Annotated in this window: 25 protein-coding genes, 1 pseudogene and 1 riboswitch; of the genes and pseudogenes, 17 read left to right on the top strand and 9 right to left on the bottom strand. The window is 61.8% G+C overall.

The window, feature by feature from the left end:
• Window positions 1-18: 18 nt before the first annotated feature.
• The 4 genes from NKI85_RS06685 to NKI85_RS06670 all read right to left on the bottom strand — a co-directional run bounded on the left by NKI85_RS06685 (window position 19) and on the right by NKI85_RS06670 (window position 4,915).
• On the bottom strand, window positions 19-1,632 hold the full coding sequence (locus NKI85_RS06685; RefSeq protein WP_352530249.1) for an ABC transporter substrate-binding protein: 1,614 nt from the start codon (window positions 1,630-1,632) through the stop codon (window positions 19-21).
• Window positions 1,633-1,842: 210 nt separating this feature from the next.
• Complete coding sequence (locus tag NKI85_RS06680; RefSeq protein ID WP_352530247.1) at window positions 1,843-2,565, bottom strand: HAD-IA family hydrolase; 723 nt, start codon at window positions 2,563-2,565, stop codon at window positions 1,843-1,845.
• A gap of 77 nt (window positions 2,566-2,642) precedes the next feature.
• Window positions 2,643-2,807, bottom strand: a complete 165-nt coding sequence (locus NKI85_RS06675) for a hypothetical protein (RefSeq protein ID WP_352530245.1) — start codon at window positions 2,805-2,807, stop codon at window positions 2,643-2,645.
• 53 nt (window positions 2,808-2,860) lie between these two features.
• Window positions 2,861-4,915 carry an oxidoreductase gene (locus NKI85_RS06670; RefSeq protein WP_352530243.1) on the bottom strand — a complete coding sequence of 685 codons (2,055 nt, stop codon included), beginning with the start codon at window positions 4,913-4,915 and terminating at the stop codon, window positions 2,861-2,863.
• Window positions 4,916-5,351: 436 nt separating this feature from the next.
• On the opposite strand from NKI85_RS06670, the gene NKI85_RS06665 reads away from it, so the two are divergent.
• A complete protein-coding gene (locus tag NKI85_RS06665) occupies window positions 5,352-6,305 on the top strand; it encodes a LysR substrate-binding domain-containing protein (protein WP_352530241.1) in 954 nt (317 codons plus the stop codon).
• 52 nt (window positions 6,306-6,357) lie between these two features.
• Here NKI85_RS06665 and NKI85_RS06660 read toward each other — a convergent pair whose 3' ends face one another.
• From NKI85_RS06660 to NKI85_RS06645, 4 genes are read right to left on the bottom strand one after another with little or no spacing between them, the layout of a single operon-like run.
• Entirely contained in the window at window positions 6,358-7,398 is a 1,041-nt protein-coding gene (locus NKI85_RS06660; protein WP_352530239.1) for a membrane dipeptidase, read from the bottom strand.
• 22 nt (window positions 7,399-7,420) lie between these two features.
• On the bottom strand, window positions 7,421-8,572 hold the full coding sequence (locus NKI85_RS06655; RefSeq protein ID WP_352530237.1) for an NAD(P)/FAD-dependent oxidoreductase: 1,152 nt from the start codon (window positions 8,570-8,572) through the stop codon (window positions 7,421-7,423).
• A complete protein-coding gene (locus tag NKI85_RS06650) occupies window positions 8,569-9,972 on the bottom strand; it encodes an FAD/NAD(P)-dependent oxidoreductase (protein ID WP_352530235.1) in 1,404 nt (467 codons plus the stop codon). The genes NKI85_RS06655 and NKI85_RS06650 overlap by 4 nt, the downstream gene beginning before the upstream one ends.
• Window positions 9,954-10,274, bottom strand: a complete 321-nt coding sequence (locus NKI85_RS06645) for a (2Fe-2S)-binding protein (RefSeq protein WP_352530233.1) — start codon at window positions 10,272-10,274, stop codon at window positions 9,954-9,956. The genes NKI85_RS06650 and NKI85_RS06645 overlap by 19 nt, the downstream gene beginning before the upstream one ends.
• A gap of 74 nt (window positions 10,275-10,348) precedes the next feature.
• Here NKI85_RS06645 and NKI85_RS06640 point away from each other — a divergent pair.
• The 10 genes and pseudogenes from NKI85_RS06640 to NKI85_RS06595 form a co-directional block, all read left to right on the top strand.
• A pseudogene (locus NKI85_RS06640) lies at window positions 10,349-10,558 on the top strand (LysR family transcriptional regulator); the annotation flags it as partial.
• A gap of 57 nt (window positions 10,559-10,615) precedes the next feature.
• A complete protein-coding gene (locus tag NKI85_RS06635; RefSeq protein WP_352530286.1) occupies window positions 10,616-11,293 on the top strand; it encodes a LysR substrate-binding domain-containing protein in 678 nt (225 codons plus the stop codon).
• A 300-nt stretch (window positions 11,294-11,593) separates the two neighbouring features.
• A complete protein-coding gene (locus tag NKI85_RS06630; protein WP_502896051.1) occupies window positions 11,594-13,240 on the top strand; it encodes an ABC transporter ATP-binding protein in 1,647 nt (548 codons plus the stop codon).
• 320 nt (window positions 13,241-13,560) lie between these two features.
• Window positions 13,561-14,049 carry a MarR family winged helix-turn-helix transcriptional regulator gene (locus NKI85_RS06625; protein WP_352530229.1) on the top strand — a complete coding sequence of 163 codons (489 nt, stop codon included), beginning with the start codon at window positions 13,561-13,563 and terminating at the stop codon, window positions 14,047-14,049.
• Window positions 14,046-14,765, top strand: a complete 720-nt coding sequence (locus NKI85_RS06620) for an SDR family NAD(P)-dependent oxidoreductase (protein ID WP_352530227.1) — start codon at window positions 14,046-14,048, stop codon at window positions 14,763-14,765. The genes NKI85_RS06625 and NKI85_RS06620 overlap by 4 nt, the downstream gene beginning before the upstream one ends.
• A gap of 2 nt (window positions 14,766-14,767) precedes the next feature.
• A complete protein-coding gene (locus tag NKI85_RS06615) occupies window positions 14,768-16,099 on the top strand; it encodes an NAD(P)/FAD-dependent oxidoreductase (RefSeq protein WP_352530225.1) in 1,332 nt (443 codons plus the stop codon).
• Between the two features lie 145 nt (window positions 16,100-16,244).
• Complete coding sequence (locus tag NKI85_RS06610; RefSeq protein ID WP_502900641.1) at window positions 16,245-17,828, top strand: peptide ABC transporter substrate-binding protein; 1,584 nt, start codon at window positions 16,245-16,247, stop codon at window positions 17,826-17,828.
• A 108-nt stretch (window positions 17,829-17,936) separates the two neighbouring features.
• Entirely contained in the window at window positions 17,937-18,887 is a 951-nt protein-coding gene (locus NKI85_RS06605) for an ABC transporter permease (protein ID WP_352776424.1), read from the top strand.
• A gap of 11 nt (window positions 18,888-18,898) precedes the next feature.
• A complete protein-coding gene (locus NKI85_RS06600; RefSeq protein ID WP_352529862.1) occupies window positions 18,899-19,786 on the top strand; it encodes an ABC transporter permease in 888 nt (295 codons plus the stop codon).
• A gap of 11 nt (window positions 19,787-19,797) precedes the next feature.
• Window positions 19,798-21,120 carry an NAD(P)/FAD-dependent oxidoreductase gene (locus NKI85_RS06595; protein ID WP_352776422.1) on the top strand — a complete coding sequence of 441 codons (1,323 nt, stop codon included), beginning with the start codon at window positions 19,798-19,800 and terminating at the stop codon, window positions 21,118-21,120.
• 284 nt (window positions 21,121-21,404) lie between these two features.
• Here the strand turns inward: NKI85_RS06595 and NKI85_RS06590 are convergent, their stop codons facing one another.
• The gene (locus NKI85_RS06590) at window positions 21,405-21,884 is read right to left on the bottom strand and encodes a TetR/AcrR family transcriptional regulator C-terminal domain-containing protein (protein ID WP_352529866.1); all 480 of its coding nucleotides are present in this window, start codon (window positions 21,882-21,884) and stop codon (window positions 21,405-21,407) included.
• On the opposite strand from NKI85_RS06590, the gene NKI85_RS06585 reads away from it, so the two are divergent.
• The 6 genes from NKI85_RS06585 to thiS all read left to right on the top strand — a co-directional run bounded on the left by NKI85_RS06585 (window position 21,804) and on the right by thiS (window position 26,837).
• Entirely contained in the window at window positions 21,804-22,166 is a 363-nt protein-coding gene (locus tag NKI85_RS06585; protein ID WP_352529868.1) for an ArsR/SmtB family transcription factor, read from the top strand. The genes NKI85_RS06590 and NKI85_RS06585 overlap by 81 nt on opposite strands.
• Window positions 22,147-22,668, top strand: coding sequence for an SRPBCC family protein (locus NKI85_RS06580; protein ID WP_352776420.1), 522 nt, complete (start codon window positions 22,147-22,149; stop codon window positions 22,666-22,668). Before NKI85_RS06585 ends, NKI85_RS06580 begins: the two co-directional genes overlap by 20 nt.
• Window positions 22,669-22,774: 106 nt before the next feature.
• On the top strand, window positions 22,775-22,951 hold the full coding sequence (locus tag NKI85_RS06575) for an ISAzo13-like element transposase-related protein (RefSeq protein ID WP_352776419.1): 177 nt from the start codon (window positions 22,775-22,777) through the stop codon (window positions 22,949-22,951).
• Between the two features lie 665 nt (window positions 22,952-23,616).
• A riboswitch (TPP riboswitch) is annotated at window positions 23,617-23,733 on the top strand.
• A 104-nt stretch (window positions 23,734-23,837) separates the two neighbouring features.
• The gene (gene thiC / locus NKI85_RS06570) at window positions 23,838-25,673 is read left to right on the top strand and encodes a phosphomethylpyrimidine synthase ThiC (RefSeq protein ID WP_352529874.1); all 1,836 of its coding nucleotides are present in this window, start codon (window positions 23,838-23,840) and stop codon (window positions 25,671-25,673) included.
• The gene (thiO, locus tag NKI85_RS06565; RefSeq protein WP_352529876.1) at window positions 25,670-26,671 is read left to right on the top strand and encodes a glycine oxidase ThiO; all 1,002 of its coding nucleotides are present in this window, start codon (window positions 25,670-25,672) and stop codon (window positions 26,669-26,671) included. Before thiC ends, thiO begins: the two co-directional genes overlap by 4 nt.
• The gene (gene thiS, locus NKI85_RS06560; protein WP_352529878.1) at window positions 26,640-26,837 is read left to right on the top strand and encodes a sulfur carrier protein ThiS; all 198 of its coding nucleotides are present in this window, start codon (window positions 26,640-26,642) and stop codon (window positions 26,835-26,837) included. Before thiO ends, thiS begins: the two co-directional genes overlap by 32 nt.

The raw sequence follows: 26,837 nt of genomic DNA, 5'->3' as shown, positions 1-26,837 counted from the left end.
CGCGCCAGGTCGGTACCATCAAGCTTCGAGCCAGACGTTTTCCGAAAACGCAAAGCCCATCATACCACCGGTAGCCATCGGCTTCAGCCCCTTGAGCTTGGAGCTGTGAGCGTCGATGTTGCTGATGAAGACCGGGATCGCGACGCCGCTCTCCTCGTGCACCATCTTCTGCAGTTCGCCGTACATCTCCTTGCGCTTGGCGTCGTCGCGTTCCTTGCGGGCCTCGACAAGGATCTTGTCGAAACGCTCGCTCTTCCAATGCGATTCATTCCAGGGCGCGCTCGATGTGTAGAGCAGCGAGAACAGGATATCGGCCGTCGGGCGGGGATTGATATTGCCGAAACAGATGGGCGCCTTAAGCCAGTAATTCGACCAGTAGCCGTCTGCAGGCACCTTCTGGATATCGAGATCGAGGCCAATCTGGGACGCGGACTGTTGCAGCAGCACCGCCATGTCGATGGACTGGTCGGCGGCCGTCGAAGCAACGACCGGGATCCTTGTGCCCGCCAGCGACGACTTGGCAAGCAGCGACTTGGCCTTCTCGGGGTCATAGGGGCGCTGCGGCAGGTCGGCATTGTAGAAGCGGTTCGTCGGCGGCACCGGCTGGTCGTTGGCGACCTCGGCGTAGCCGCGGTAGATCGCCGTCTTGATCTGCTCACGGTCGAGCAGCAGCTTCATCGCCTCGACGAAATTCGGATCACTGCCCGGCGCGGTGTCGAGCCGCATGTTCAGGTCGGTATAGTTGCCCGCCGTCGTCGTCAGGAGATCGAAACCGCCGGCCTGCTTGATCAGCTGCGTCGACCGCGGATTGACCGAGCCGATCAGCGCGACGTCGCCCGAGAGCAAGGCGTTGACGCGAGCATTCTCGTCGGCAATGGCGAAGAACTCGACCTGGTCGAGATAGGGTCCGGTTCCTTTCCAGTAGTTCTCGTTACGAACGGCGATGGAATGCACGCCAGGCTGGAACTCCTTGCATTTGAAGGCGCCGGTGCCGTTGGCCGTGGTGAAGTCGGTTGTGCCAGCCTTGACGATCAGGAAATGGAACGTCCCGAGGATGACGGGAAGATCGGCGTTCGGCCCCGTCAAAACGATGGTGACCTCATTGTCGCCTGACTTCTTGACCTCGCCGATCTGGTCGGCGAGCGACTTGGCCTTCGACCCTACGGCCGGGTCCTTATGCCGGTTGAGCGAATAGACGACGTCGTCCGGACCGAAGGTCGAACCGTCATGGAAAGTCACGCTCTTGCGCAGCTTTACGGTCCAGGTGACGGAATCGTTGGTGTCGAAGCTCTCAGCCAGGTCCATTTGCGGCGAGAGCTTGTCGTCGAGGCTGGTAAGGCCGTTGTAGAAGCTGGTGCAGCGAACATAGTCGGTGGAAAGCGATGACTTGGCCGGATCGAGTGTGTCGGTGGTGCCGCTCGAATAACCGGCGGCGCGCATGCTGCCGCCTTTCTTCGGTGTGTCGGCATAGGCCTTGGTGGCAGAGCCCAGCACCGTGCCGGCCAGCGCGGCGCCCATTCCGCCAGCCAGAAGCATGCCGAGAAGCTCGCGCCTTGTGGCACCGTGGCGGATGGCGCTTTCGATCCGGGCGGTGTCGACCGGGCGCAAAATCTTGTCAAAATCGGGTTTCATCGTGTCAGCCTTTCGTTGAGCCGGCCGGCCAGGCTTGGCGCGCACCGGAGACCATTCTGGTTCATTTTCAAGCGCCCGAAGGCACCTCAGGCGATGACATTCAGTGTGGCTGTCTTCCCATCATTCCATTCCTGTTCCCCTGTTGGTTTCTTTGGTCTTGTTATGATCTTGGCGCCACTGTCTGAGCGGACGCGGGTATCGCAGGCGTATTCAGGCGACGCGATCCAGGCGGTCCTCGTCGACCGCGTCGGCCAGTTCGGCAAGTGTCGAGAAATGGTGGTCGGGCACCGTTAGCCTGGCAGGTTCGAGCGTGCCGCCAAATCCCTTCATGCCCTTGCGGCGCTCGATCCAGCAGACGGTGTAGCCAAGCTCGCGCGCCACGCCGATATCGTGATACTGGCTCTGCGCCACATGCAGAATGTCCTTCAGGCCGAAGCCCCAGGCGCTGATGCGGCCACGGGCGAAGGCGAAGAATTGTGGGTCCGGCTTTTCCAGGCCGACATCGTCCACCGTGACGGTGAGGTCGAACGGATTGCCAAGTGTTTGTGAAAAATGCGCCAACGCCCAGTTTTGGGCGTTGGTCATGGCGACCAGCTTGAACCGCTTGTGCAAGCGGGCAAGCGCCTCGACCGAATCCGCGAAGGCCGGCCAGTGCTTCACGGATTGGCGCAAGCCTTGCGCCGCCTCATCCGTAGCCGGCAGGCCGAGCGCCCGAGCAATTTCGAGGTAGCAGCGGGCGAGATCGTCCGGAAACAGGCCGGCATCCGGCTTGGCGCGCGCCTTGCGATAGGCGGTCAGAACCGTTTCGCCATCGACGGATAGTCCTGCCTTTTCGGCGACATCCCGCACATAGCTGGCGATGCCCGTTTCGAAATCTATCAACGTCCCGACGACATCGAAGGTCAGCACTCTGAAGTCTTTTTTCACGTGCATGCGCCTTTTTCCGAGGGGCTGCCATTTTTCCGAGCTTATGGCATCCGGACGGTTTGAATGGCTGAAGAGACTGGCTTTCACGGCAGAGAATTCTGAACTGGCGGCGAAGTCGCAATATTGCGCGGCGCAGACTTGCCCCGATGCCGCCCAACGATCACCGCCGAAGCGGCGAGGATGTTCTCAGCCGGTCTGTCGCCGTCGACCGAGCCAAGATCGTCGTGAAAACCCGATGATTTTGACATTTTTCGCTCCAATTTTCGCCGGAAGTTCCAGCAACTGTAAGCACGATTTAAGCTTAAATTTCCGCACACAATCGATAAGCGTCATAGATCGAGGAATATATATCCCGACTGGAGACCGCATCGCCAATACGATATAGCTTAAACTTTCCCACCTGATGTTCTTCTACAAAATCACCCTGATTATCATTGACAAAGAACGCGTCGGGCACCCCATCGTTTGCAGACCTGGACCTCAGCTCCTGGTAAATTTCTTCCGCCGGAATGGTCCCATTTTCGATGACTACCTGCGAGACGGCAAAGGTCGTTTCCGTGTCCGTCAACTCGTTGCGGAAGATTGCTGTCAGGCCGTTGCCCTGGCGGGCCACCTTGGTCAGCCTGATGTCCACCATCGTCCGAATGCCGAGTTCCGAGATGCGTTTACGGAAGCTGGCCTTTTCGGGATAAGGCATCTCCACCGCCACGGCGTCATCAGGGGTCGCGAGACTGACCGACTTCCCTTGCCCAGCAAGCTGGAGAGCACAGGACGGGGCCGCCTGGCGCCCGGTGCCATCATAGATGAGGATATCGTCCTTGCTGGATGCCGTACCGGTCAGCAGGTCCCAAACACTGTCGCAGAGTTCGGCCCCTTCCAGCCATTCCATATCGGGAACACCGCCAGTTGCCACCACAATGACGTCTGGACCTTCAGCAAGCACGGTATCGGCGTCGGCATATGCGTTCAGACGAACATCGACACCGAGGCGCTCAAGCTCGGTTGCCCGCCAGTCCACGATACCGAGCAGATCCCTTCGCTCGGTCGCGGACGCGGCAACCAGGATCTGCCCTCCAAGTTTCGCCCCCGCCTCGAAGAGGATGACAAAATGTCCTCGCTCGGCGGAGACTCTGGCTGCCTCCAGGCCTGCCGGCCCACCGCCCACGACAACGATCCTTTTGGAGCTGGCGGCGCGATCGATCGTGGAACTCAGCGTGGTCTCTCGGCCGCTCACTGGATTGTGGATGCAGTTCACCTTCTTATAGAGGCAGTAGGTGGCGCCAACGCATGGACGGATCCGCTCTTCTTCACCGCGCAGAATCTTGTTGACGATATCCGGGTCGGCGATGTGCGCCCGCGTCATGCCTATCAGGTCGACGATGTTCTCGCGGATCGCATGGCGAGCGGTCGCCACGTCCCTGATGCCTGCCGCATGAAGCAGGGGAAGTCTGGTCTCCTTCCTGAAGCGCGCGACTTGCGACAGGAACGGGGCACTGCGCTGAAACATGCCCGGCATGTTGTGCTCGGCCAACACCAGATCCGTATCCATGCGCCCGTAGATGCAGTTGAAGAAATCAACGTGCCCTTCCGTCTCGAACAGACGGGCAAGCTCGAGACAGTCGTCGAAGTCCGAGCCATCGTCGGTGCCCTCGTCGATCGCGAACCGAATGCCGACAATCATGCCGTCGCCGACAGCCTTGCGGATCGCCTCGTGAACCATCAGGCCAAATCGCGCCCTGTTCTCGACAGAGCCGCCATAGGCGTCGGTGCGCTTGTTCGTCCTCGGCGAGAGAAACTGACCGATCAGATGGCCACCCGTTACGGTTTCGACACCATCGAGGCCGCCCTCACGGCACCGGACAGCGGCAGAGGCGTAATCCCTGATGATGCGCCTGATATCTGCCTCATCCATTTCCTTTGGAAAGTTTCGGTTGCGCGCCTCGCGGATCCGTGACGGGGCAACCGCGGGCAGCCAGTTCCCCGCATATGCCGTTGCCCGCCTGCCCAGATGCGAGACCTGGGACATCACGGCCGCACCATGTTGATGGATGCGTCGCGCCAGGCACTGCAGATGCGGGATGATCTCGTCGCTGGACAGATTAAGCTGCCCGCCGCCCCAGCTCGAGTCCGGAGAGGTCATTGCCGAGCCGCCGATCATCGTCATGGCGAGACCGCCGCGCGCTTTCTCTTCGTGGTAGCGTTGATATCTTTCCAGCGGCATCCCGCCTTCGTCCAGCATCGAGGCGTGGCTGGTGCTGATCACGCGGTTGCGGAACTCAAGCTTCTTGATCCGGAACGGTCTGAGAAGCGGGTCGCCGCTTGTCCCCGAGGTCTGGCCTTCCGTGAGCTGGTTCATTCGCATCGTCCTGCATCCACGGCTTGCCCCGCCTGGGCCGGCACATCACGTACCGGGCTGTTCGAGCGCGGGCTGCGAGCCGCTCGAACACTGCCGCTTCAATCATGGTTGTACATTTCCGAGCGGTTCAGAAGCTTGAAAAACCACATGGTGGCATACGCTGTGGTTATGACCATGGTTCTCCGGTCACCTCTTACGCGCTGCAGAGTTCAGCAAGCAAACAGCGGCGGATTGCACCATTCCGTTTCAATTTTTGGTTATATGATTTGTGTAAAGGCATATAAAAAACGTATGCCCTCTGGATGAACAGTTCGGGGCCGGGCATCAAAAACTCTAACCGCGGGGTCAAGATCGGGCGCGAGACCCTCACCCTTCAAATACGCCCCCGATCGTATGCTGGCCTGAAGACGTTGCAACTTGGGACAACAGTGATCGCATGGTGGCATTGTCCAAACTCATCCCCTCCGCGAGAGGCCTGTTTGTTTTCGAGGCCGCGGCACGAACCGGCAGCTTCACTGTCACTGCCGGTGAGTTCAATGTAACCCAGCCTTCCGTCAGCCGAACCATCGCCCAGTTCGAAGCCGAGCTGGGAATGCGGCTGTTCGATCGTGGCCCGACCGGGCTTACGCTTACAGATGACGGCCGGGTGCTCTACGCCTCTGTCCGTGAGGGACTCAGCCAGATTCGTGACACCATTTTGATAATCCAGGACCAGAAGAAAGCCAGCAAACCACTGGTTACCTTGTCACTCTCAAGTTCATTCGTCACCCATTGGCTGGTATCGAGGTTAGGGGCTTTCAACGCCACGTTTCCGAACGTGGATCTGCGCTTTGATTTGATTGCGGGCGTCATGCGTGGGATGCCGGACAATGTCGACCTGGGAACGCGGATCGTTGGCGACGATGATACTCAGTATCACCGGTGGGACTTTTCACCGGAAATCATCCTTCCGGTATGCAGTCCTTCCTACCTTCGCGCCCACGGCAAGCTTGATCACGATGGCGACGGCGACGGCCACGTCTTCTTGCATCTTACCGATCACCGTCTGCAGCAATGGGCCGACGTGTGGGGAAACGTGGCGAACCGCAAGACTGCCAAGGGAACGTGGCTGGAGTTCTCCGACTACGCGGTCATCCTTCAGGCGGCTCTCAACGGCGAAGGTGTCGCGCTTGGCTGGCTCAGTGTCACCTCGACCGCACTGCTGAAAGGGATACTGGTTCCAGCATCGGATCGCCTCATCAACACGGGGCGTCACCACCGTCTGATCGCTCCGCGTTCGAGGCCCCTTCGACCCGTCGTGGCGGAAATCGCCAATTGGTTGAGATCGCAAATGATGGAAGATGTCGACGCGCTGCAACCCCTGCTTCAGTCGGCAGTCACGCACAACTGACATCGCTCGCCGCTATGTCGCGGTACCCCGCGCAGGGCGGCTTGTCCCGCGATCATCCGCAAAAGTGGCGAAAGGTTTTCAGCCAGTTGCCGCCTATGATCGCCGCCGTCTGTTCGCGACCGTAGCCGCGGTCGAGAAGGCCCTGCGTCAGGTTCGGCAGCTTGGTGACCGTCTCGATGCCGACCGGGTAGGACTGCCGGCCAAAGCTCGAAAGCGGCCCGAAAATGTCGGGGCGGCGGGTGCGCCAGGTGACGACGCTCGGCGGTGCGATGACCGACGCCTGCTCTTGGTACTTCTCGACATAGTCCACCCCGATGCCGACATGCTCGGGGCCGACCAGCCGGACCAGATGATCGACGTGATCGAGGAAATCATCCAGCGTCGGCGTTCCATCCGCCAGCGATTGCGGCAAGCCGCAGACGCCGATCATGCCGCCTTTCTCGGCCATCGCCTTGACCGTCCTGTCCTCGGTGTTGCGGCCGTTCGACCGCAGCCCGTCGGCATTAGAATGCGTACAGACCGGCGCCCGGGCCAGTGCAGTGGTCTCGGCGCGCGTACGATGGCCGCAATGCGAAAGGTCGATCATCAACGGCAGGGTGTTTGCCAACGCCACCAGTTCCTCGCCAAGATAGCTGAGGCCGGCATCGCGCCTTTCGCCGCATCCGTCGCCGAAGATATTGGCTGTCGTGTAGGCAAGGCCGAGCACGCGAAGCCCCATCCTGGTCAGCAGTTCCAGCCGCCAAAGCTGATCGTCCAGCATGGTCGCGCCTTGGGTGCCGAAAACGACGCCAAGCTTGCCGGCCCGCTTCGCCGCCAGCATGTCGTCGGCCGTCAGGCAGAGTTTCAGGCAGGCGCTCTTCTCGATCATCGAGAGATAGCGCTCCGCATTGCGCATCACGACATCCCAATTCTCCTCCAGGGCGAAGGTGACATTGGTCGCGTTGACCCCGCCGGCCAGGGTCCGTTCGGCATATTTGTCCTCCAGCACATACGCGATGGACAGCGCGTCGAAGACGAATATTTCGTCGTGGAAGCGTCGCGTCTCTTCGCTGGCTTGCCCGGTGGCCGGGCGGACGGCGGATACAACTGACATCTCGATTTTCTCCTTGATGGATTCAGGTTGAAACCAGGCGAGCGGCCTCGGCCGCAAACCGCTTGATGTGGAATGGCTCGATCGGTGTCGTGGTGGAGCCCCGGTCGATCAGTTCGGCCATGACGTCACCGACCCCTGGGCCGAGCTGGAAGCCATGGCCGCAAAAACCGAAGGCGTAATAGAGCCCGGACACCCGAGCGCTAGGCCCCATGATGGGAATATCGTCAGGCAAGTAGCTCTCGATGCCGCTCCAGGTGCGGATGACCCGCATGTTGGCGAGCGCCGGCACCAGGCGCCGGATCTGCCGAAGCTGGTTGCCGAGATGACCCGGCACCGCATAGGCGCGCCTTATGTCGGCAAAGGCCGGGCCGCGCGTGCCGCCGCCGAAGACGACATTGCCGCGTTCGACCTGCCGCAGATAGACGACCTCTTGCGGAATTGCAGTCGATACGCCGATCACCGGTCTGAGACGGTAGGGCAAAGGTTCCGTCACCGCCATTTGCGGCCCGTGCACGGCGATGGGAACCGGCTCTTCGAACTGCTGTGACAGGGCCCCACCCCAGGCTCCGGCGGTAACCAGCGCAATCGGCGCGCTGAATATCCTCCCGTCCGTTGCGATCGCCTGGAAATCATCGCCTGGCTTGGCGATCGAGATGATCTCGGTGTTCTCGAACACGGCAACGCCGGCTCGAGCGGCAGCGCGCCCGAAGGCGGGTGCCGCAAGCCGCGGATTCGCGTGGCCGTCATTCGGCGAATAGGAGCCGGCAATCGCCTCAGGTCCGAAAAAGCCGAAGCGCGCCCTGAGCTCGTTGGCGCTCAACAGTTCCAGGTCGAGGCCATAGTCGCGCGCCTTTTGCGCATAGGCTTCGATCACTCCGATCTGCCTGGGATCGTAACAGACGCGGATATGGCCGGTCGCCAGGAACTCGGCGTCTTCGCCAAGCAATTCCTTCAGTCTGCCCCAGATTTCGCGAGAACGATTGGCCAGGGGGAGCTGCGGCAGAAAGCGTCCCTGCCGCCGCACATTGCCAAAATTGACCCCGCTCGCCTGCTGGCCGAGCAGTCCCCGTTCGAGCAAGGTGACCGAACGCCCACGCCGGCGCAGGAAGAACGACGCGGCGGTTCCCATCAGGCCGCCGCCAATAACAATCACATCGGCCTGCAGCGGCTTCATGCTGCCTGCTCCGTGTCGCTCTCGGCACCGATGACGAGGGGCTTCACCGGCGCCTGGCCACGGATGCGGCCAACCGCTTCAACCGGGATGCCGGCACAAGCGGCGATCACTTCGGCCGCGGCATGTCCGCAATAGCGGCCCTGGCATCGGCCCATGCCGACACGGCTGAAGGCCTTGGCGCGATTGACCTCGACAGCGCCATTATCGGAGACGGCGGCACGCAGTTCACCGGCGGTGATGTTTTCGCAGCGGCAGACCACAGTGTCTTCGCTGAGAGCGGCGGCTGCTGCGGCAGGCCATGGAAAAGCAGCGGCGATGCCACCCCGAAACCGCTCGAAAATACGCAGGCGGCGGCGAAGGCGGGCGACATCGCGCGACGCGACCGGGCGTCCCAAATCGGACAGCACCGCGAGCGCGGTCAGACGCCCCGCGGCCTCGGCCGCGTCGGCTCCGAGTGTCATGGCGCCATCGCCGGCCAAATAGACACCCGCCACGCTGCTGCGGCCGTCGACGTCCTTTACCGGAAAGAACTGGCGTGTCTGCGCATCGAAACGGAACTCACAACGGGCAAGGTCCGCCAGTTGCGTCTCCGGACGCAAATGATAGCCGAGCGCGACGGCGTCGCAGGCAATCGCCCTGACCTGCCCTGTGCCGGTGCGGAAGCGGATCGTCTCGACGCCAATCTCAGGCCGGCCTTCGATCTCGACCGGCGTGATGCCGGTTTCGATCTCGATGCCGGCACGGCGAAGCTTCATGGTGAGGGCAAGTCCCTTCAGCAGGACGTCCGGGCGGGCGATCAGCTTGGGCAGTGCCTTGACCCGCAGGCGGAAAGGCGAGGTATCGAGCACCGCGGCCACTTCGGCGCCGGCCTTCGAATATTGTGCCGCCACGAGATAGAGCAGCGGTCCACTTCCCATGAACACGACGCGCCTGCCGATCACGGCGGCCTGTGACTTCAACGCAATCTGCGCGGCGCCCAGGCTGTAGACACCGGCCCGGTTCCAGCCCCGCACCGGCATCAGGCGGTCGGTTGCCCCCGAGGCGATGATCAGCGCATCGAAATCGACCGCACTGGTCCGGGGCCCCTGAAGGAGATGCAGCTGCTTTTCCCATATCCCCCAGGCGAGCGTCTCGGGTCGATAGTCGATGCGATCGCGCAAGGCGTCGAAGCTGCGGTGCAGATCCTCGGCACGGCCGGCTTCCGATCCGTAGAGCGAGGCGTAGGAGCGGCGAAAACCCTCCGGCTGGCGGCGGTAGATCTGGCCACCGTCACGGCCGCCTTCGTCGATCACGATCGGCCGAACGCCTGATGTAACCAGCGTCTCGGCGGCACGTACGCCCGCTGGACCGGCGCCGACAATCACTATGCGAGGATCGGGCGCTATGCGAGGCTCGGCCATGCCTGCTCCGGAGCTTTGGTGGCAATGCGCATGCCTGCGGCAAGCGACGTGGTGCAGGCGCGCAAGCGCTCGCCTGTGTCGGTCCATAGCCAGCAATCCTGGCAGGCGCCCATCAGACAAAAGCCGGCACGATCGCCATCGCCGAACTCGGAACTTCGCAAATGACGGATCTGCGTGAGCATCGCCACCAGCAGCGTGTCGCCCTTGCAGCCTTCAGCCGGCTGGCCGTCGATCGAAAAGACGAGCCTCGGCCTGTCTTCCTCGCCAAGGCGCCGGAAACGGCCGCTTTCGTTTGACGTCATGGGGGATCCTCCTTCGGATCTGGCTGTCTGCCACCCCATGATCTTCTCAGCCCGCCGCGTCCGCCACCAATACTATGTGTTTTGCCATCCAGAACTTTTGGTTATGCTGGGCCATGAACGCCAAGCATCTCGAAGTCTTCCGCGCTATCATGCGCCACAATTCGCTTACCGCGGCCGCGGAAGCCTTGCATGTTTCCCAACCCGCGGTGAGCAAGATGCTCAGGCATTTCGAAATCGTGATCGGTTACAAGCTCTTCGAACGCATAGGCGGCCGCCTCGTGGCTACACCAGAGGCGCATCTGCTGTTTCGCGACGCCGACCGGATTTTCCGCGAGATCGAAGTGCTGAAGATCTATTCGAACCGAATTCGCGACAAGCAGTTGAGCCTGCTGCGCGTCGCAGCCAGCGCGCCGCCGACCTTCGCGCTGCTGCCGGCCGCCACCCAGCGCTTCCGCCGGCGCAATCCCGGGGCACGCCTGGTCCTTCAGACGCTACCGGCGGAGGAGATTGCCGAGCGCATCCTGATCGGCGACATCGATCTTGGCCTGACCATGACCACCCTGCCCCAGCCGCAGATCCGCAATGAGGTTGTCGGCGCGGCGAACATCGTCGCACTGGTCCTGCCGGAATCGCCGCTCGCAAAGCTCGAGGTTGCTACGCCGGCCGATCTGACTGACCAGACCTTGATCAGTTACGGCAGGAACACACCTGCCGGCCAGATGCTTGCGCGCGTGTTTCAGGACCAGGGACACGTCTGCGATCCACAGATTGAAATAAGCCTGTCGATCGCGGCCGCGCCTCTTGTGGCGGCTGGACTGGGTATTGCGTTGGTCGATGGGCTGGTTCCCTGGGCGAACCTCGGAAACCTGAAAGTGTTGCCGTTCCAGCCCCGCTCAGCGCTCGATATCGTGCTCGTGACAAGCACCACCTTGCCGCAATCGCGCTTTGGGCGCGAATTCGCCCGCGACATACAAGCCGCGATCCACGATCTGGGCCGGGCCAGATCTTCACCTGCCTAGTCGGCGAATGGCGCGCCAGCGGCCGAAATCGTCTGGTTTTTTGGCGCGACCTCGCAGTGCTGTTGCAAACCACGACCAAGACCGAGGTTCAAGCCAACTAGGGCGCGCTGCCTGCTCCAGGCTCAAATGCGGACTTTAGGGGCACGGTCCCTCTGCCAGTTCGAGACCGCATATTACGCGACTTCAGACGCAATGGTTCGTCGGCTAGCCGACGAATGAAATGGTCGTCGGGGCTTGCGCTGACCGTAGGACGTGCGCCTAGTATGCGCAGTCAGATCATTGGATTTCGAAAGGCCAGCAATGTCGCCGAGCGAAACGACACCCCGAGCGCCGAGTGAGCAAACTGTTCTCTCTGTTCAAAATCTGACTGTCCGCCTGCCCGCGAATATGGAGCGGGAGAACGCAGTCGAAAACATATCCTTCGACATGCGGAGGGGTGAGATGCTCTGCATCGTCGGCGAGTCCGGCTCCGGCAAGTCGGTCACCGCAAATGCGATCATGGGCCTGCTGCCATCTTCGGTGCGGATCACGCAGGGGAGCATCCGGTTCAAGGGCCACGATCTGGCCAGCGCACGGGAAGATGTTCTGCGCGGCCTCAGGGGCCGTTCGGTCTCCATCGTCTTCCAGGATCCGCTTTCGGCGCTCAATCCGCTGATGACCGTCGGCCAGCAGATTGCGGAGGTCATGGAAGCGCACCACGCAGGCACTTCGGCGACCCGCACGAAGGCGGTTGTCGATCTGCTCGGCGAAGTCGGCCTGCCGGAGCCGGAGGTTCTGCGGCACCAGTATCCGTTCCAACTCTCTGGCGGGCAACGCCAGCGCGTCATGATCGCCATGGCGCTCGCGCTCGGGCCCGATCTGCTGATCGCCGACGAGCCGACGACGGCTCTCGACGTCACCACCCAGGCGCAGATCCTTGCGTTGATCCGGCGGCTGCAGCGCGAAAAGAACATGAGCGTGATGTTCATCACGCACGATTTTGGCGTCGTCGCAGAAATCGCCGATCGCGTCATCGTCATGGAGAAAGGCGCGATGGTCGAACAAGGCGTCGCTTCCGACGTGCTTGGCAATCCAAGCCATCCCTACACCAAACGACTGATCGCCGCCGTCCCGCATATGATCGAGAATGAGACGAAGTCGCGCGGCGATGCTCCGATTGTGCTGGAGGTGCAGAAGCTCGACAAGACCTACCGGCCGGGCATCGGCTTCTTCTCGCGGTCCCGCATCGTGCACGCCGTCAAGCAGGTCAGCTTTGAGGTCCGCCAGGGCAGAACGCTCGGCATCGTCGGCGAGTCCGGCTCGGGGAAATCGTCGCTGGGCCGCCTCCTGCTGAAACTCCTGGACTGCGATGGCGGCGCGATCCTGTTCGACGGCAAGGATATCGCCGCACTTTCGGCTTCCGAGTTCCGGCCGATGCGGCCGCACATCCAGATGATCTTCCAGGATCCGTTCGCCTCGCTCAATCCGCGGCAGACGATCGCCAAGATCCTCACCGTCGGCCCGATGGCGCATGGCCTGTCTGCTCGGGAGGCGCGTGCGAAGGCGCTGCAACTGCTTCGGCTGGTTGGGCTCGACGAGGGTGCCTATGACCGCTTTCCGCATGAGTTCTCAGGCGGCCAGCGTCAGCGGATCGGCATCGCACGCGCCCTGATGATGGACCCCAAGGTCCTGGTCGCCGACGAGGCGGTCTCCGCTCTCGATGTCTCCATCCAGGCGCAGATCCTCGATCTGCTGGCCAGCATCCAGGAAGAAATGAAGATCGCCATGATCTTCATCACTCACGACCTGAGGGTGGCAAGCCGCATCTGCGACGAGATTCTGGTCATGAACCGCGGCGAAGTCGTGGAATCCGGTCCGCCTTGGCAGATATTCCGGTCGCCACGTCATGCCTATACCCAGCAACTCATCTCTGCCATTCCCGGCAAGGAATGGGTCCCCGCCGCCTAATGCATGTCGCCCAAAAGCATGCCCCTCGGTCTTGAACCGAGGGTGCGCAGCGATTTTGGGATAACAAAAGCAAGTCGCGTGAATCCCTTCAGAGGCGACGCGCTTTAGGTCGGCGCGCGGCCGCAAGGCCTTGTCTCGATCGAACTGCGCGCGCGCACCTCGGACCCTTCTGCAGGGCAAGATAGTTGCGTTTGTCCATCAAAAGTAGTTGCAATTGTCCACTACCCGCTCAACTATGCCTTCGAAGGCCCGCGGCAACCCCGATTTTCGAGGCTGCCGGTGATCTCGACGCAGGCTGCCAAGCCTCAGGAGAGTGTCCGTTGCCGAAGAAGAAGAAAGGCCCTCCTCACACTGTCGAGACGGTAGGGCTCGATGTCCTCGAAGACACGTTGAGCTTCTATATCCGAAGCATCAATATCGCCCTTTCTCGTGATCTCGATGACCGCCTGGAGGGTCTCGATGTGGCTCGGGGAACCGGCAAGATCACCACCCTGCTTCTTGTCGACAGCCATCCGGGGATACGGCCATCTGTCATCGCGCAGCTCATTATGCGCGATCGTTCCGCCATGGGCAGGCTGGTCGACCAGATGATCGAGCACGATCTTCTGACGCGTGAGGCCGCAACGGATGACGGACGCGCGCAGGAGCTCCATATCACCGAAAAAGGAGCGGACCTCGCCCGCAAGGTGCGCAAGATCGCCACCAAACAATCCAGCGATTTCTTCGCCGGTGTGCCCGAGAAAGACCAGAAGCGTCTGCTCGACATATTGCGGCGCGTCTACCGCCGCACCGCGGGACTCGACCAATGAGGGAACCGGCAAGAAGCCGAGCCGGCCAGCGTGTGGCTCTCGTGTCCGGTGCCAGCCGCGGCATTGGTGCGGCTTGCGCCCGGCACCTGTTTGAAACGGGCTGGTCACTGTCGCTCGGCATGCGCGAACCGGTGCAGCCTGACTGGGCCGACAACGAGCGCGTCCGCGTATTCTCCTATGAGGCCACGGCGGCCAACGCCGAACGGGCGTGGATCGACGGTACCATCGATGGCTTCGGCCGGATCGACGCAGTCATTGCCTGTGCCGGCATTATGATTCCGAAGTCGGTCATCGACATCGACGACGCGGATCTCGATCTCATGTTCGAGATCAACGTCAAGGCTCCGCGCCGTCTGGTGCGCGCGTCATGGGAGTGGCTTGCGGCAAGTCGAGCAGGCCGTGTCATAATTCTCGCCTCGCTGTCGGGCAAGCGGGTCAAGTCCCCGAGGGCCGGCGCCTATTCGATCTCGAAGTTTGCTGCCGTCGCCCTTTCCCACGGCATCCGACAGGCGGGGTGGGATCTTGGAATTCGAGCCACTGCCGTCTGCCCCGGTTTCGTCGCCACCGATATGGCGCGCAGCATCACCGATCGCGCCGACGCGCTGATGACCGATCCCGATGATCTCGCACGGACCATCGGCTTGCTCCTCGACCTGCCCGACCATGCGAGCGTCGCGGAATTCTCCATCAATTGCCAGCTCGAGGAGCTCTACTGAGCATGCCCGGACCGTTCGTCGTCCCCGTTCATGGAGATATTGAACTGCCAAAGGAGGTGGATTGCGTCGTCATCGGCGGCGGCATCATCGGCGCCTCCTCGGCGCTGGAACTCGCAGAAAGCGGTTTGCGGGTAGCGTTGTGCGAAAAGGGAGGAATCGGCCAGGAGCAGTCCAGCCGCAACTGGGGCTGGGTACGCATCTCCCGTCGGGATCCGCGCGAGATCCCGCTGATGGCGGAAGCACTGCGCATCTGGACGAGGCTCTCCGAACGTACGGGCCGAGATACAGGCTACACGCGCGCCGGAATTGTGTTCACCTGCGCGAACGACAAGGAATACGAACAGCACGAACGCTGGGGACGTCATCTCGAAGGTTATCAGCTCGAGTCGCGAATGATCGGTGCGACGCAATTGCGTGAGCTCCTCCCCGGCTCCAATCTCGACGTCAAAGGAGCGCTGTACACACCCGCCGACGGTCGCGCCGAGCCGCAGAAGGCCGCTCCGGCGATTGCCGAAGCAGCGCGTGAGCGCGGCGCCGCCATTCTAACGGAGTGCGCGGTGCGTGGCGTGGAGACGACCAACGGCGCCGTCTCGGGCGTCGTGACCGAACGTGGCTTCATTGCCTGCAAGGCGGTCGTCCTTGCCGGAGGGGCCTGGTCGAACCTGTTTTGCGGAACGCTTGACCTTGACCTGCCGCAGCTGAAAGTCATGAACACAGTTCTTCGCACGACGCCGGTCGAAAACGGACCGGAACAGGCCGTGTGGGCAAACAATTTCGCCATGCGCAAGCGCCAGGATGGCGGATATACCATCGCCTCCAGCACCACCAATGTCGTCGATATCGTGCCGAACTCCTTTCGGTACGCGCGCGATTTTCTTCCGGCCTGGAAGATGGAGTGGCGATCGCTGAATTTCCGTCTGGGAGGCCGTTTCCTCGAAGAGGCAAGAGTGCCGACCCGTTGGGCAATGGATGAGGCCAGTCCTTTCGAATACTATCGCGTGCTCGACCCCAAGCCGTCGAAGAAAAGCTCCGAGCGTGTCCTTTCGAACGCCCGCAAGGCATTTCCGGTTCTGGACAAGGCAGAGATCGCGCAGCGCTGGGCCGGCTATATCGACGTCACGCCCGACGCCGTCCCTGTCATTTCCGCCGTCGATGCCGTCCCCGGCTTCCATGTCGCGACCGGATTCTCGGGCCATGGTTTCGGCATCGGCCCGGCGGCAGGCAGGCTGATGGCGGACATCGTCACCGGACGGCCGCCGATCGTCGATCCAAAGGATTTCCGGTGGTCGCGGTTTTCGGACGGATCGAAAGTCGCGCCAATCAGTGGATTCTAACCGCTCCGACAAGAGAGCGGGACGCAGCAAAAGTGGAACACTTCAACAGGAGACTCTAATGTCGAACCAGAGCAGCAGCACAATTTTTCGGCCGACGCGTCGTCAGACGCTTGGAATGGCAATCGCCGGCGCCGCCGGCCTCGCCATGCCCAACCTGACAGGAGCCGGCAAGGCCCTTGCCGCAACCCCGCCGAGCGCGCCCAAGGGGCAGGTGATAGTCGGCTTTTCCCAGGAGCCCACCGTCTTCAACCCGCATCTGGTGCATATCGAGGTCGACGAGGGCATTCACTTCAGCGTCTTCGATCCGCTGTTTGGCGTCGATCCGAAAGGTAATTTCTTCCCCGCACTCGCCAAGGAGGTGCCTACCGTCGAGAACGGCGGCATCTCGGCCGACGGACTCGAATGGCACGTAAAGCTGCGCGACGACGTGAAGTGGCATGACGGAAAGCCGTTCACGGCCGAGGACGTCAAGTTCACGCTCGAACTCTTGGTCGACCCGAAATTTCTGAGCTGGCGGCGCGCCGGCCACGAACTTGTCCAGGACCTCACCGTCGTCTCGCCAACCGAGATCAGATGGAAGATGAAGGAGCCATACGCAACCTACCCGTCAATTCTGGCCGCGACCTTCATCGTTCCGAAACATGTGCTCGGTGCGGCGGAGGACAAGAATACCGCGCCGTTCAACAACGCCCCAATCGGGACCGGGCCGTTCAAATGGGTGGAACGCATGGCCGGCGATCATATCGAACTGGCCGCCAACACCGACTACTTCGGCGACGGCCCTTATCTCGAGCGGCTGATCTATAAATACATTCCGGACCTGACAGTTCTCTACACCCAATTCAAGACCGGTGACATCGACGTCATCGGACTGCAGTGGATCACGGCCGACCACTATGAGGAAGCCAAAGCATTGAGCGGAACGTCCGTTGCCGTCATTCCCGCCGCCACGGTCGAATCGCTCAGCTTCAACATGGAGCGCCCGCAGTTCAAGGAACTCGCCGTTCGCCAGGCGCTGTACTATGCGCTGGACAAGAAGACGATCATCGACGCCCTCTACTACGGGCTGCCGACCCCGACCGAGACCTACATGCCGCAGCAATCCTTTTACTACAATCCGGATCTGCCGAAGCAGGAATACGATCTGGAAAAGGCCAAGAAATTGCTGGACGAGGCCGGCTGGGTCCCCGGCGCGGATGGCATCCGCGTCAAGGACGGCGTCCGCCTCTCGTTCAAGAACTCGACCACGGCGGGCAATCATATCCGCGAACAGGCGCAGCAGTTCATTCAGCAATCGTATCGCGACGCCGGTGTCGAGGTGGTGATCTCCAACCTGCCACCGGCCGTGATGTGGGGCGACTACTGGATGAAGTCGGAATACGATTCCGTCGTCGTCGGCATCAACTTCCTGACAGGATCCGACCCCGACACGTCGGATTACCTCAGTTCGAAATCAATTCCGGCCAAGGGCGGCGCCGGCCAGAATACGTGGCAATATGCCAGCCCTGAGGTGGACAAGCTGCTCGAAGCCGGCGGCGTCGAATTCGTGCCGGAGAAGCGCAAGCAGGCCTACCTGAAAATCCAGGAGACCGTGCGCAACGACCTGCCTTTCCTGCCGATGTTCCAATACGCGACCGTCCGCGGACACAAGTCCGGTGTCGAAGGGGTCGAGCCGAACATCAATGTGCGCATCGACTCCTGGGACGTGGCCACCTGGTACTGGTCCTAGCTGCGGACGTGAGGCCGGGCCGGCACTGACGGCTCGGTTTCAATCGCCGACAAAGGCGCCACTGGCGCGACCCATATCCGACGGACAGCAAAAACGGAGACATCCGGCATGCTTCGCTATCTGCTGGGACGCTTCTGGCAAAGTCTCGTCCTGCTCCTGCTGGTTTCGGTGATTGGCTTTGCCGTCTTGAACCTCGCTCCAGGCGGACCGCTCTCGCAGTTCAGCCTCACGCCAGGGATGACGCAGGCCGATCTCGATCGCATCGCCTCGCAAATGGGGCTCGACCGACCTCTTCCGGTTCAGTACATCGACTGGCTGTCACACCTGCTTCGCGGTGACTGGGGACGTTCCTACCGGGACGGAAGGCCGGTGCTCGACATCATCTGGGAGCACCTTGTCGCAACATTGCTGCTGATGGGCGTATCGACCGCGATCGCCATCTCCGTCGGTACGTGGGTAGGTGTCCTTGGCGCGCTCAAGCGGTATTCGATCTTCGACTACGCGGCGACAGTCGGCGCAATGGTAGCGTTGTCGATCCCGACCTTCTGGTTTGGGTTGATCGCGATTTACATCTTCTCGCTCCGGCTCAAATGGCTGCCGGCCGGTAACATGTACACGATCGGCAATGGCTCGCTCGGCGACTACGCGATCCATCTCATCATGCCGAGCATCGTTCTTGCGCTGGTCAATGTCGCCGTGTGGAGCCGCTACATGCGCACCGCGACGCTCGACGTCATCAACCAGGATTTCGTCCGAACGGCCCGGGCCAAGGGGCTGAGTTCCCGACGCGTGTTGATCCGCCATATCCTCGGAAACGCCCTGCTGCCGATGATCACGCTGCTGGGACTGCAACTGCCGACAATACTGGGTGGCGCCCTGGTGACGGAAACTGTCTTTACCTGGCCCGGCATGGGGCGGCTGTTCCTCGATAGTCTCGGTTACAGCGACTACCCCGTGGTGATGGGCCTGTTGATGATGTCCGCGGTCCTCGTCCTGGTCGGCAATCTGGCCGCGGACCTCACCGTCGCGTTCGTCGATCCGCGCATTCGATTGAGCTGAGGAACGAAGCGATGACCCAGTCGGATTTCCTTGTCCCCACCCACGCCAGGCAACGCTGGTGGCATAGCCGCAGCGTGCGCCGATTTGCCCGTCATCGACTGGCGATGTTCGGCCTGGTGATGATCATCGTTCTGGTGCTGGCCTGCGTCTTCGGACCCTTGCTGCTGCCCTTTGACGATCTCTACATCGACCTGCGTGGCCGGTTCTCGCCGCCGTTCACGGGCTATCATTTCTTCGGCACCGATCCGCTTGGCCGCGACATCGCGGCGCGCCTCTTCATGGCCGGCCGCATTTCGCTCCTGGTCGGCTTCGCCGCGATGATCATCAGCACGGTCTTCGGAACCGTGCTCGGGATCGCCGCCGGCTTCTTCGGCGGCCGCATCGGCACGGTACTGATGCGTTTCGTCGACGCGATGCTGTCCTTTCCCAACATCTTCCTGCTGCTGGCGATGGCGGCCTTCATCAAGCCGAGCCCGATCATGATCACCCTGATCATCGCGGCAACGAGCTGGATGGAAATCGCGCGCATCGTGGAGGCGGAAGTGCGTTCGTTGCGCGAACGCGACTTCGTCGTCGCCGCCCGCATGCTCGGGCTCAGCAACAGCCACATCATGTTTCGCGAGCTGTTGCCCAATGCGATCGGTCCGATCATCGTCGCGGCCACGCTTACCGTTGCCCGCGCCATCCTTCTGGAAGCCTATGTCAGCTTTCTCGGCTACGGCATCCAGCCTCCGCTGCCGAGTTGGGGCAACATGCTGAACGGCGCCCAGCAATATCTCGACAGCGCGCCGTGGCTGGCAATCGTTCCTGGTGCCGCAATCACACTGGCGGTCACCAGTTTCAACTTCATCGGCGACGGATTGCGCGATGCGCTCGACGCACGAAGCGACATGCTGTGAGGCCGCCCGGAATGGCAAGGTTTTCGCCGTTTGAAGTCTCGCTCTGGTATGCGACCGCGCCGCCGGCGCCAGAGACCAGCCCTCTGCAAGGACGCAGGCGGGCGGACGTCTGCATCGTCGGCGGCGGCTACACCGGGTTGACCACCGCACTCGATCTCGCCCGTGACGGCATAGACGTCGTTCTGCTCGAAGCCCAGGAGATCGGGTTCGGCGGCTCGGGCCGCAATGCCGGCCACTGTACGCCAACCTTCACCCATTACAGCCTGCCCGAACTGCGTGCCATGCTGGGCGAGCCGTGGGCCGAACGGCTGATCGCCCGGCAGACAGGGGCAAACAAACAAGTCGCTGGGATGATCGAGCGCTATGGCATCGATTGCGAATGGCAACAGAACGGCTACGTCATGGGCGCGCTTACGCCAGGCGCTGTCGCCAAGCTCGAGGCAAAGGCGCAGCAATACAATGCCGTCGGCGCCAAGACGCGGGTGCTCGACAGGCAGGCGAGCGAGGAGATGACCGGCAGCCCGCGATATTATGGCGGCTGGTTTCATTCCGAGGCCGGTCACCTCAATCCATTGGGATATGCAAGAGGCCTAGCACGTGCCGTCATGGAGGAAGGTGGCACAATCCACACTGGGTCGCCGGTCCGCGATGTCGTGCGACAGGATGGTGCCTGGGCAGTGCACGCAGGCGAAGGAACCGTCGTCGCCGACAAGGTCATCTTTGCGACCGGCGCCTACACCGTCGACGGATGGCCCGGCCTCGACCGGACCTACAGGATCCAGAGGGTGTTTGTCGCCGCCACCCAACCGCTGACCGCCAGCGAACGCCAAACCATCCTGCCGCGCGACACGACGATGCATGACGGCCGCGGCGACATCTTTGTCTACAAGTACAACGCCGAGGGACGGATCGTCGCCTCGATGTTCCCGATGGGCCGGCGCGGCCGGGACCTGGCCTTTACGCATCGCCTCATGTCCGACCGCCTGCGCTGGCTCCATCCGCAGCTCAGCAGCGACTTGAGATGGGAGTATTTCTGGTTCGGCGAGTTGGACATGCAGAAGCGCACCATCCCGAGATTCTATCAACTCGCGCCGGGCGTCGTCGCGTTGACGGGGCTATCCGGTCGCGGCGTGCCTACCGGAAGCATGCTCGGCGGCATACTCGGCGAATGGGCGAAGGGCGTTCCTGAAAAAGACCTTTCGCTGAAACTCGAACCGCTCCGGCGGGCACCCTTCTTCATGTCGTTCGCTCCGGCCGCGATGTTACGATACTATCGCGTCTCGGACTGGCTGCGGGCAAAGGCTAGCGGGTCTCAACTCCCACCCCACGCCTAGCCAGGATCGAATGGAAGATTTCGCGACGCCTTCGGACCTGAGTCTGGCACTGGCAGACAAGGGTATGCGCTCCTCGATCCGTCAAAAATTTGCGCTCTTGAATTCAAAAGGGAATTTCGGCGATTCAAAATCCGCTCGATTTCAGCGACTATCGGCATCGATCGGTCGGCTTTCGATAGCGCCGCGACGAATCGCGACCCGCTTGGCGCCGGAGAAAGACCGTCAACCAAGACCGAGCGGTCCGTTTGATTGCGACCGACATCCGCTCACCGCCGTGGCGTGCCTCACTTGCCGTACGACGCAAGGAACACGTGCACGCCGGCTGCGGCGTGTCGTCGAAGCTCCGCTGGCTTTGGAATCGCCTCGTCACCCAACAGCATGGCGCTGCTCAATGGCTCGCCCATAATCAACCAATTGAACTGGGAAGCAGCGGCAGCTGGATCATCGATCGCAATTAGGCCGCGCTCGGCCAAGCGCTCGAACAGCACTGCCATCGCCGCTATTGCGCGCCTGGGTCCGCCCTCAAAGAGCGCCCTCGCCAGTTCAGGGAAACGGCCGACCTCGCCGATCACCAGGCGACGCAGTTGCATGACGCGCGGCGTGAGCACAAGGCGGCCGGCAACGCAGCGCGCGCTCGGCTTCCCCTTGCATGCCGCCAATCCGCGTGTTAAATACTGAACCACATGGTTCAGTATTTCCGGCCCCGCCTCGATGCCTCGTTCGCCGCGCTCTCGGACGCCAACCGACGCGGCGTTCTGGAGCAACTCGGGCGTGCAGACGCTTCGATCACGGACCTTGCCGAGAAGTTCCACATGACCCTCACGGGCATGAAGAAGCATGTCAGCGTCTTGGAGCAGGCGGGGCTCGTCACCACGGAGAAGGTCGGGCGCGTGCGGACCTGCAAGCTCGGCCTGCGCGGACTGGAGGAAGAGGCGGCATGGATCGAGAGGTACCGCCAGCTCTGGGACGCACGCTTCGACGAGTTGGACAAGGTTGTCGAGGAATTGAAACGGAAGGAGAAAGTCGATGGACGAAAGAAGAGATAGTGAGCCCACCCCCATGAAGAACCGCACGACGGTGGAACGCAAGTCCGAGCGTGAGCTCGTCGTTACGCGAACCTTCAACGGCCCGGCGCGCATCGTGTTCGAGGCGTGGACCAAGCCCGAGCTGTTCAAGCAGTGGTGGGCGCCGAAGTCGATGGGCATGTTCCTGCGTTCCTGCGAGATGGATGTTCGTGTCGGGGGCAGGTACCGTTTGGTGTTCGGCCACGATGGCTCAAACCCTGACGAGTTCTTCGGTAGGTATATCGAAGTGACACCGCACTCGCGCCTCGTCTGGACCAATGACGAAGGTGGTGACGGTGGACCCGTCACCACGGTGACCTTCGAGGAAAAAGGTGGCAAGACGCTGCTGGTCATGCACGAACTCTATCCCTCGAAGGAAGCTCTCGACGCTGCCGGCACCGGGGCGGCGGATGCGATGGGCGAGACGTTCGAGCAACTGAACGAGCTTCTCGTCACGCTGGGCGCGAGCGTGGGGCGGTCATGAAGTCGTCGATCTCGCGGTCGGCCGCCTGGCTCTTCACTACGCGGAAGAGAACCCCGACGAGGTCGTCGCCGCCCTCTGCGGACCTACGAGACCATCATCAACCCCATTGGCAACACGACCAACCGAGGTTGGTCTCGTCGTGCGCGTCCGACTCGATCGTCGGCGCTATCCCATCGGCAAGAATATCTCAAAGAAGGAACTGCGAGAACTGAAGGTCGAGTGCGAAGAGTTTCACGGCGAGTGGGACTACGTCATCAGATCGCGCATGGAACGCCGGATTTGATCATGGCGCAAATTCCCTTGTTAGTACCGTTGGCGTTGGTCGTGCGCGTGATTGGAAAATTGACATTGCGCTATCGCGATGCTCGACGCCCCGTAGAGGCAACGTGTTCCCGCTTACGACGTCCTCGTCCTGAATGCGTCCATAGAGTTGATCATGACATCATCGAGTGACCTTGAGCCGATCGGCTCTTACAAACGTCGTGAGGCTGAGACCGTACGCCCCGATTCTCCGGCTGATACGGCTGACTATCCGTGTCATTCGCATGCTATCGATCACAAGACTACGCAACGCTATCCAAATCTATCCGACGCTATCCCCGTCATTCCCACTCGATTGTTTCAACCCATGATAACCCATTGATCTCGCGAAGCAATTTGTTTGCGCTCTGCGCAGCTGCCGTCAGGCATAACCGTCAAAAATTTGGTTTTTGATTGACGAATTTCGGCTGCCCGAGGGAATCCATCTATCGCCTACTATCGGCGTTTTCGGCAGACCGACGGACTCCTCCCCAGTACGGTACACTCGCAGAAAGTACCGTCCGCGCGGTATATTCAGGGACTTGTCCCGACGCCTGCGCGAGCTTTTCTGCCCGGTTTGATCGCCCGACGATCACCGCCGCGGCCCGAATGCGCTTGACAAGATAGCGCTGGCCAGCTCAATTTCGATGCATTCACCAGGGGAGTCCCGGCAAGGGGCTGAGATACTGCTGGCTTTCGCGGCGCAGTGACCCGTTGAACCTGATCCAGTTCATACTGGCGTAGGGACGGTGCAAGCGCTTTGCGGGAGTTCGTGCCCGAGGTCCTGTTTCGAGCAGGTCGACCAAAGCGTCTTTTCATCCTTCCGGCACAGAACTGGGTCTCCAATGCATGAGCAAAGGAGCCTCAAGATGAATGCCCTCACCCCCGCGGTGTCGACGGGACCGCTGCCCGCCTCTCGGAAAATCCACAAGTCCGGCGTCCTCCATCCGCAGATCAGGGTGCCGATGCGCGAAATCTCCGTCCATCCGACGGCGGGCGAACCGCCTGTCGCCGTCTACGATCCGTCCGGCCCCTATACCGACCCGACTGTCGAAACCGACATCGAAAAAGGCCTCGCCCGACTTCGCCACGAATGGATTTTGGCGCGTGGCGATGTCGAAGCCTATGACGGCCGCCATGTCCGGCCGGAAGACAATGGATTCGCCGCTGGCGAGCGCCTGACGCCGGAATTTCCCGTTCGCAACCGGCCGCTCAGGGCCAGATCAGGCAAGGTGGTGACCCAGCTTGCCTATGCGCGCGCCGGCATCATCACGCCCGAAATGGAGTTCGTCGCCATCCGTGAGAACCTCGGCCGCGAGATCGTCCGCGGCAAGCTGCAACGCGACGGCGAAGCCTTCGGCGCGGCGCTTCCCGATTTCGTGACGCCGGAATTCGTGCGTGACGAAGTGGCGCGCGGGCGGGCAATCATTCCCGCCAACATCAATCATCCCGAAAGTGAGCCGATGATCATCGGCCGCAATTTCCTGGTCAAGATCAATGCCAATATCGGCAACTCCGCTGTCACCTCCTCGATGGCCGAAGAGGTCGAAAAGATGGTCTGGGCGGTCCGCTGGGGCGCCGATACAGTGATGGACCTGTCGACCGGCCGCAACATCCACAACATCCGCGACTGGATCGTGCGCAATTCACCGGTGCCGATCGGCACGGTGCCGCTTTACCAGGCACTCGAAAAGGTCGGCGGCATCGCCGAGGACCTGACCTGGGAGGTCTACCGCGACACGCTGATCGAACAGGCCGAACAGGGCGTCGACTATTTCACCATCCATGCCGGCGTGCGGCTGCACTACATCCCGCTGACCGTTGACCGGGTCACAGGCATCGTCTCGCGCGGTGGCTCGATCATGGCCAAATGGTGCCTGCACCATCACCGGGAAAGCTTCCTTTACGAGCATTTCGCGGAGATCTGCGACATCTGCCGCGCCTATGACGTGTCCTTCTCGCTCGGCGACGGTCTTCGTCCCGGCTCGATCGCCGACGCCAATGACGCAGCACAATTCGCCGAGCTGGAAACGCTCGGCGAGCTGACGAAGATCGCCTGGGCGAAGGATTGCCAGGTGATGATCGAGGGCCCTGGCCACGTGCCGATGCACAAGATCAAGGCGAACATGGACAAGCAGCTCGCTGTCTGTGGCGAGGCGCCGTTCTACACGCTGGGGCCGCTGACGACCGACATCGCGCCGGGCTATGACCACATCACCTCAGGCATCGGCGCCGCCATGATCGGTTGGTTCGGCACCGCCATGCTCTGCTACGTCACGCCCAAGGAGCATCTCGGCCTTCCCGATCGCAACGATGTCAAGACCGGCGTGATCACCTACAAGATCGCCGCCCACGCCGCCGACCTGGCGAAGGGTCATCCGGCGGCGAAAATCAGGGATGATGCCCTTTCCCGCGCGCGCTTCGAGTTCCGCTGGGAGGACCAGTTCAACCTGTCGCTCGACCCCGAAACCGCGCGGTCCTTTCACGACCAGACCTTGCCCAAGGAGGCGCACAAGCTGGCGCATTTCTGCTCGATGTGCGGACCGAAATTCTGTTCCATGCGCATCTCCCACGACATTCGCGCCGAGGCACAGAAGGAGGGCATGGCTGCGATGGCGGCGAAATACCGCGAGGGTGGCGATCTCTACATGCCAGCTGGCGAGACCGGCGTGCCACTCATGCCAGAGGCGCCGGAACCGTCATGAGGGTGCTGGTCAAAGGGGCCGGCGTCGCCGGCCTCACCGCCGCCTTCGAACTCGCCGCCCGCGGCGCGACGGTCACGGTCGCCGAGATCCGGCATGGCCTTGGTGGCAATGCGTCGTGGTTCGCCGGCGGCATGCTGGCGCCATGGTGCGAGCGTGAAAGCGCTGAGCAGCCGGTGCTGGACCTTGGCCGCGACGCCGCCAACTGGTGGAATGCGGTACTGCCGGGTCAGGTGACGCGGGCCGGAACACTGGTCGTGGCCGCGCCGCGCGATACTGGCGAACTCGACCGGTTCGCCAGCCGCACGTCGGGGCATCGCCGTGTTGGTAAAGACGAGATTGCGATCTTGGAGCCCGACTTAGCCGGCCGCTTCCGGCGCGGATTGCTCTTCCCCGATGAGGCTCATCTCGACCCGCGCCAGGCGATGGCAGCACTTCATGACAAGCTTGCAGCCATGGGTGTCGAAGTCCACTTCGGCACCGACGCCCGGCATGTTTCCGGTTTCGATCGTCAGATCGACTGCACGGGAATGGCCGCCGTCGATAACAGGCTGCGCGGCGTTCGCGGCGAAATGCTGGTCCTGCACACGCCCGACATCTCGCTGTCGCGCCCGGTCCGGTTGCTTCATCCGCGCTTTCCGCTCTACGTGGTGCCGCGTGCCGACGCCCAGTTCATGATCGGCGCGACGATGATTGAAAGCCAATCCGGGGAGCCGGTCACGGTCCGTTCGATGATGGAGCTTCTGGGTGCTGCCTACGCCCTCCATCCGGCCTTTGGCGAGGCCGAGATCGTTGAAACCGGTGTCGGCGTCCGTCCTGCCTTTCCCGACAATCTGCCGCGTGTCGAGGCACGTGGAGGCACCGTCGCGATCAACGGGCTTTATCGCCATGGCTTTCTTCTTGCGCCCGCCATGGCGCGCCAGGCGGCCGACCTGGTTTTCCATCAAGACGGAACGAAGGAGCTTGGTTATGAAACTGATCGTCAACGGCGAAGCGCATGAGGTTGCCGCCACCACGCTGGCCGAACTGCTTGCCGCTCTCGATTATGAGGGCGATTGGCTCGCAACGGCCGTCAACAGCGACCTCGTGCACAAAGCCAACCGGGCGGAATTCCAGTTGAGCGACGGCGACCGTATTGAAATCCTCTCGCCCATGCAGGGAGGCTAA

This window comes from Mesorhizobium sp. M0571 (assembly GCF_040320985.1).
Classification (GTDB): Bacteria; Pseudomonadota; Alphaproteobacteria; order Rhizobiales; family Rhizobiaceae; genus Mesorhizobium.
Note: the sequence above shows the minus strand (reverse complement) of the source record. Positions and strands in the feature narration are given on the sequence as shown.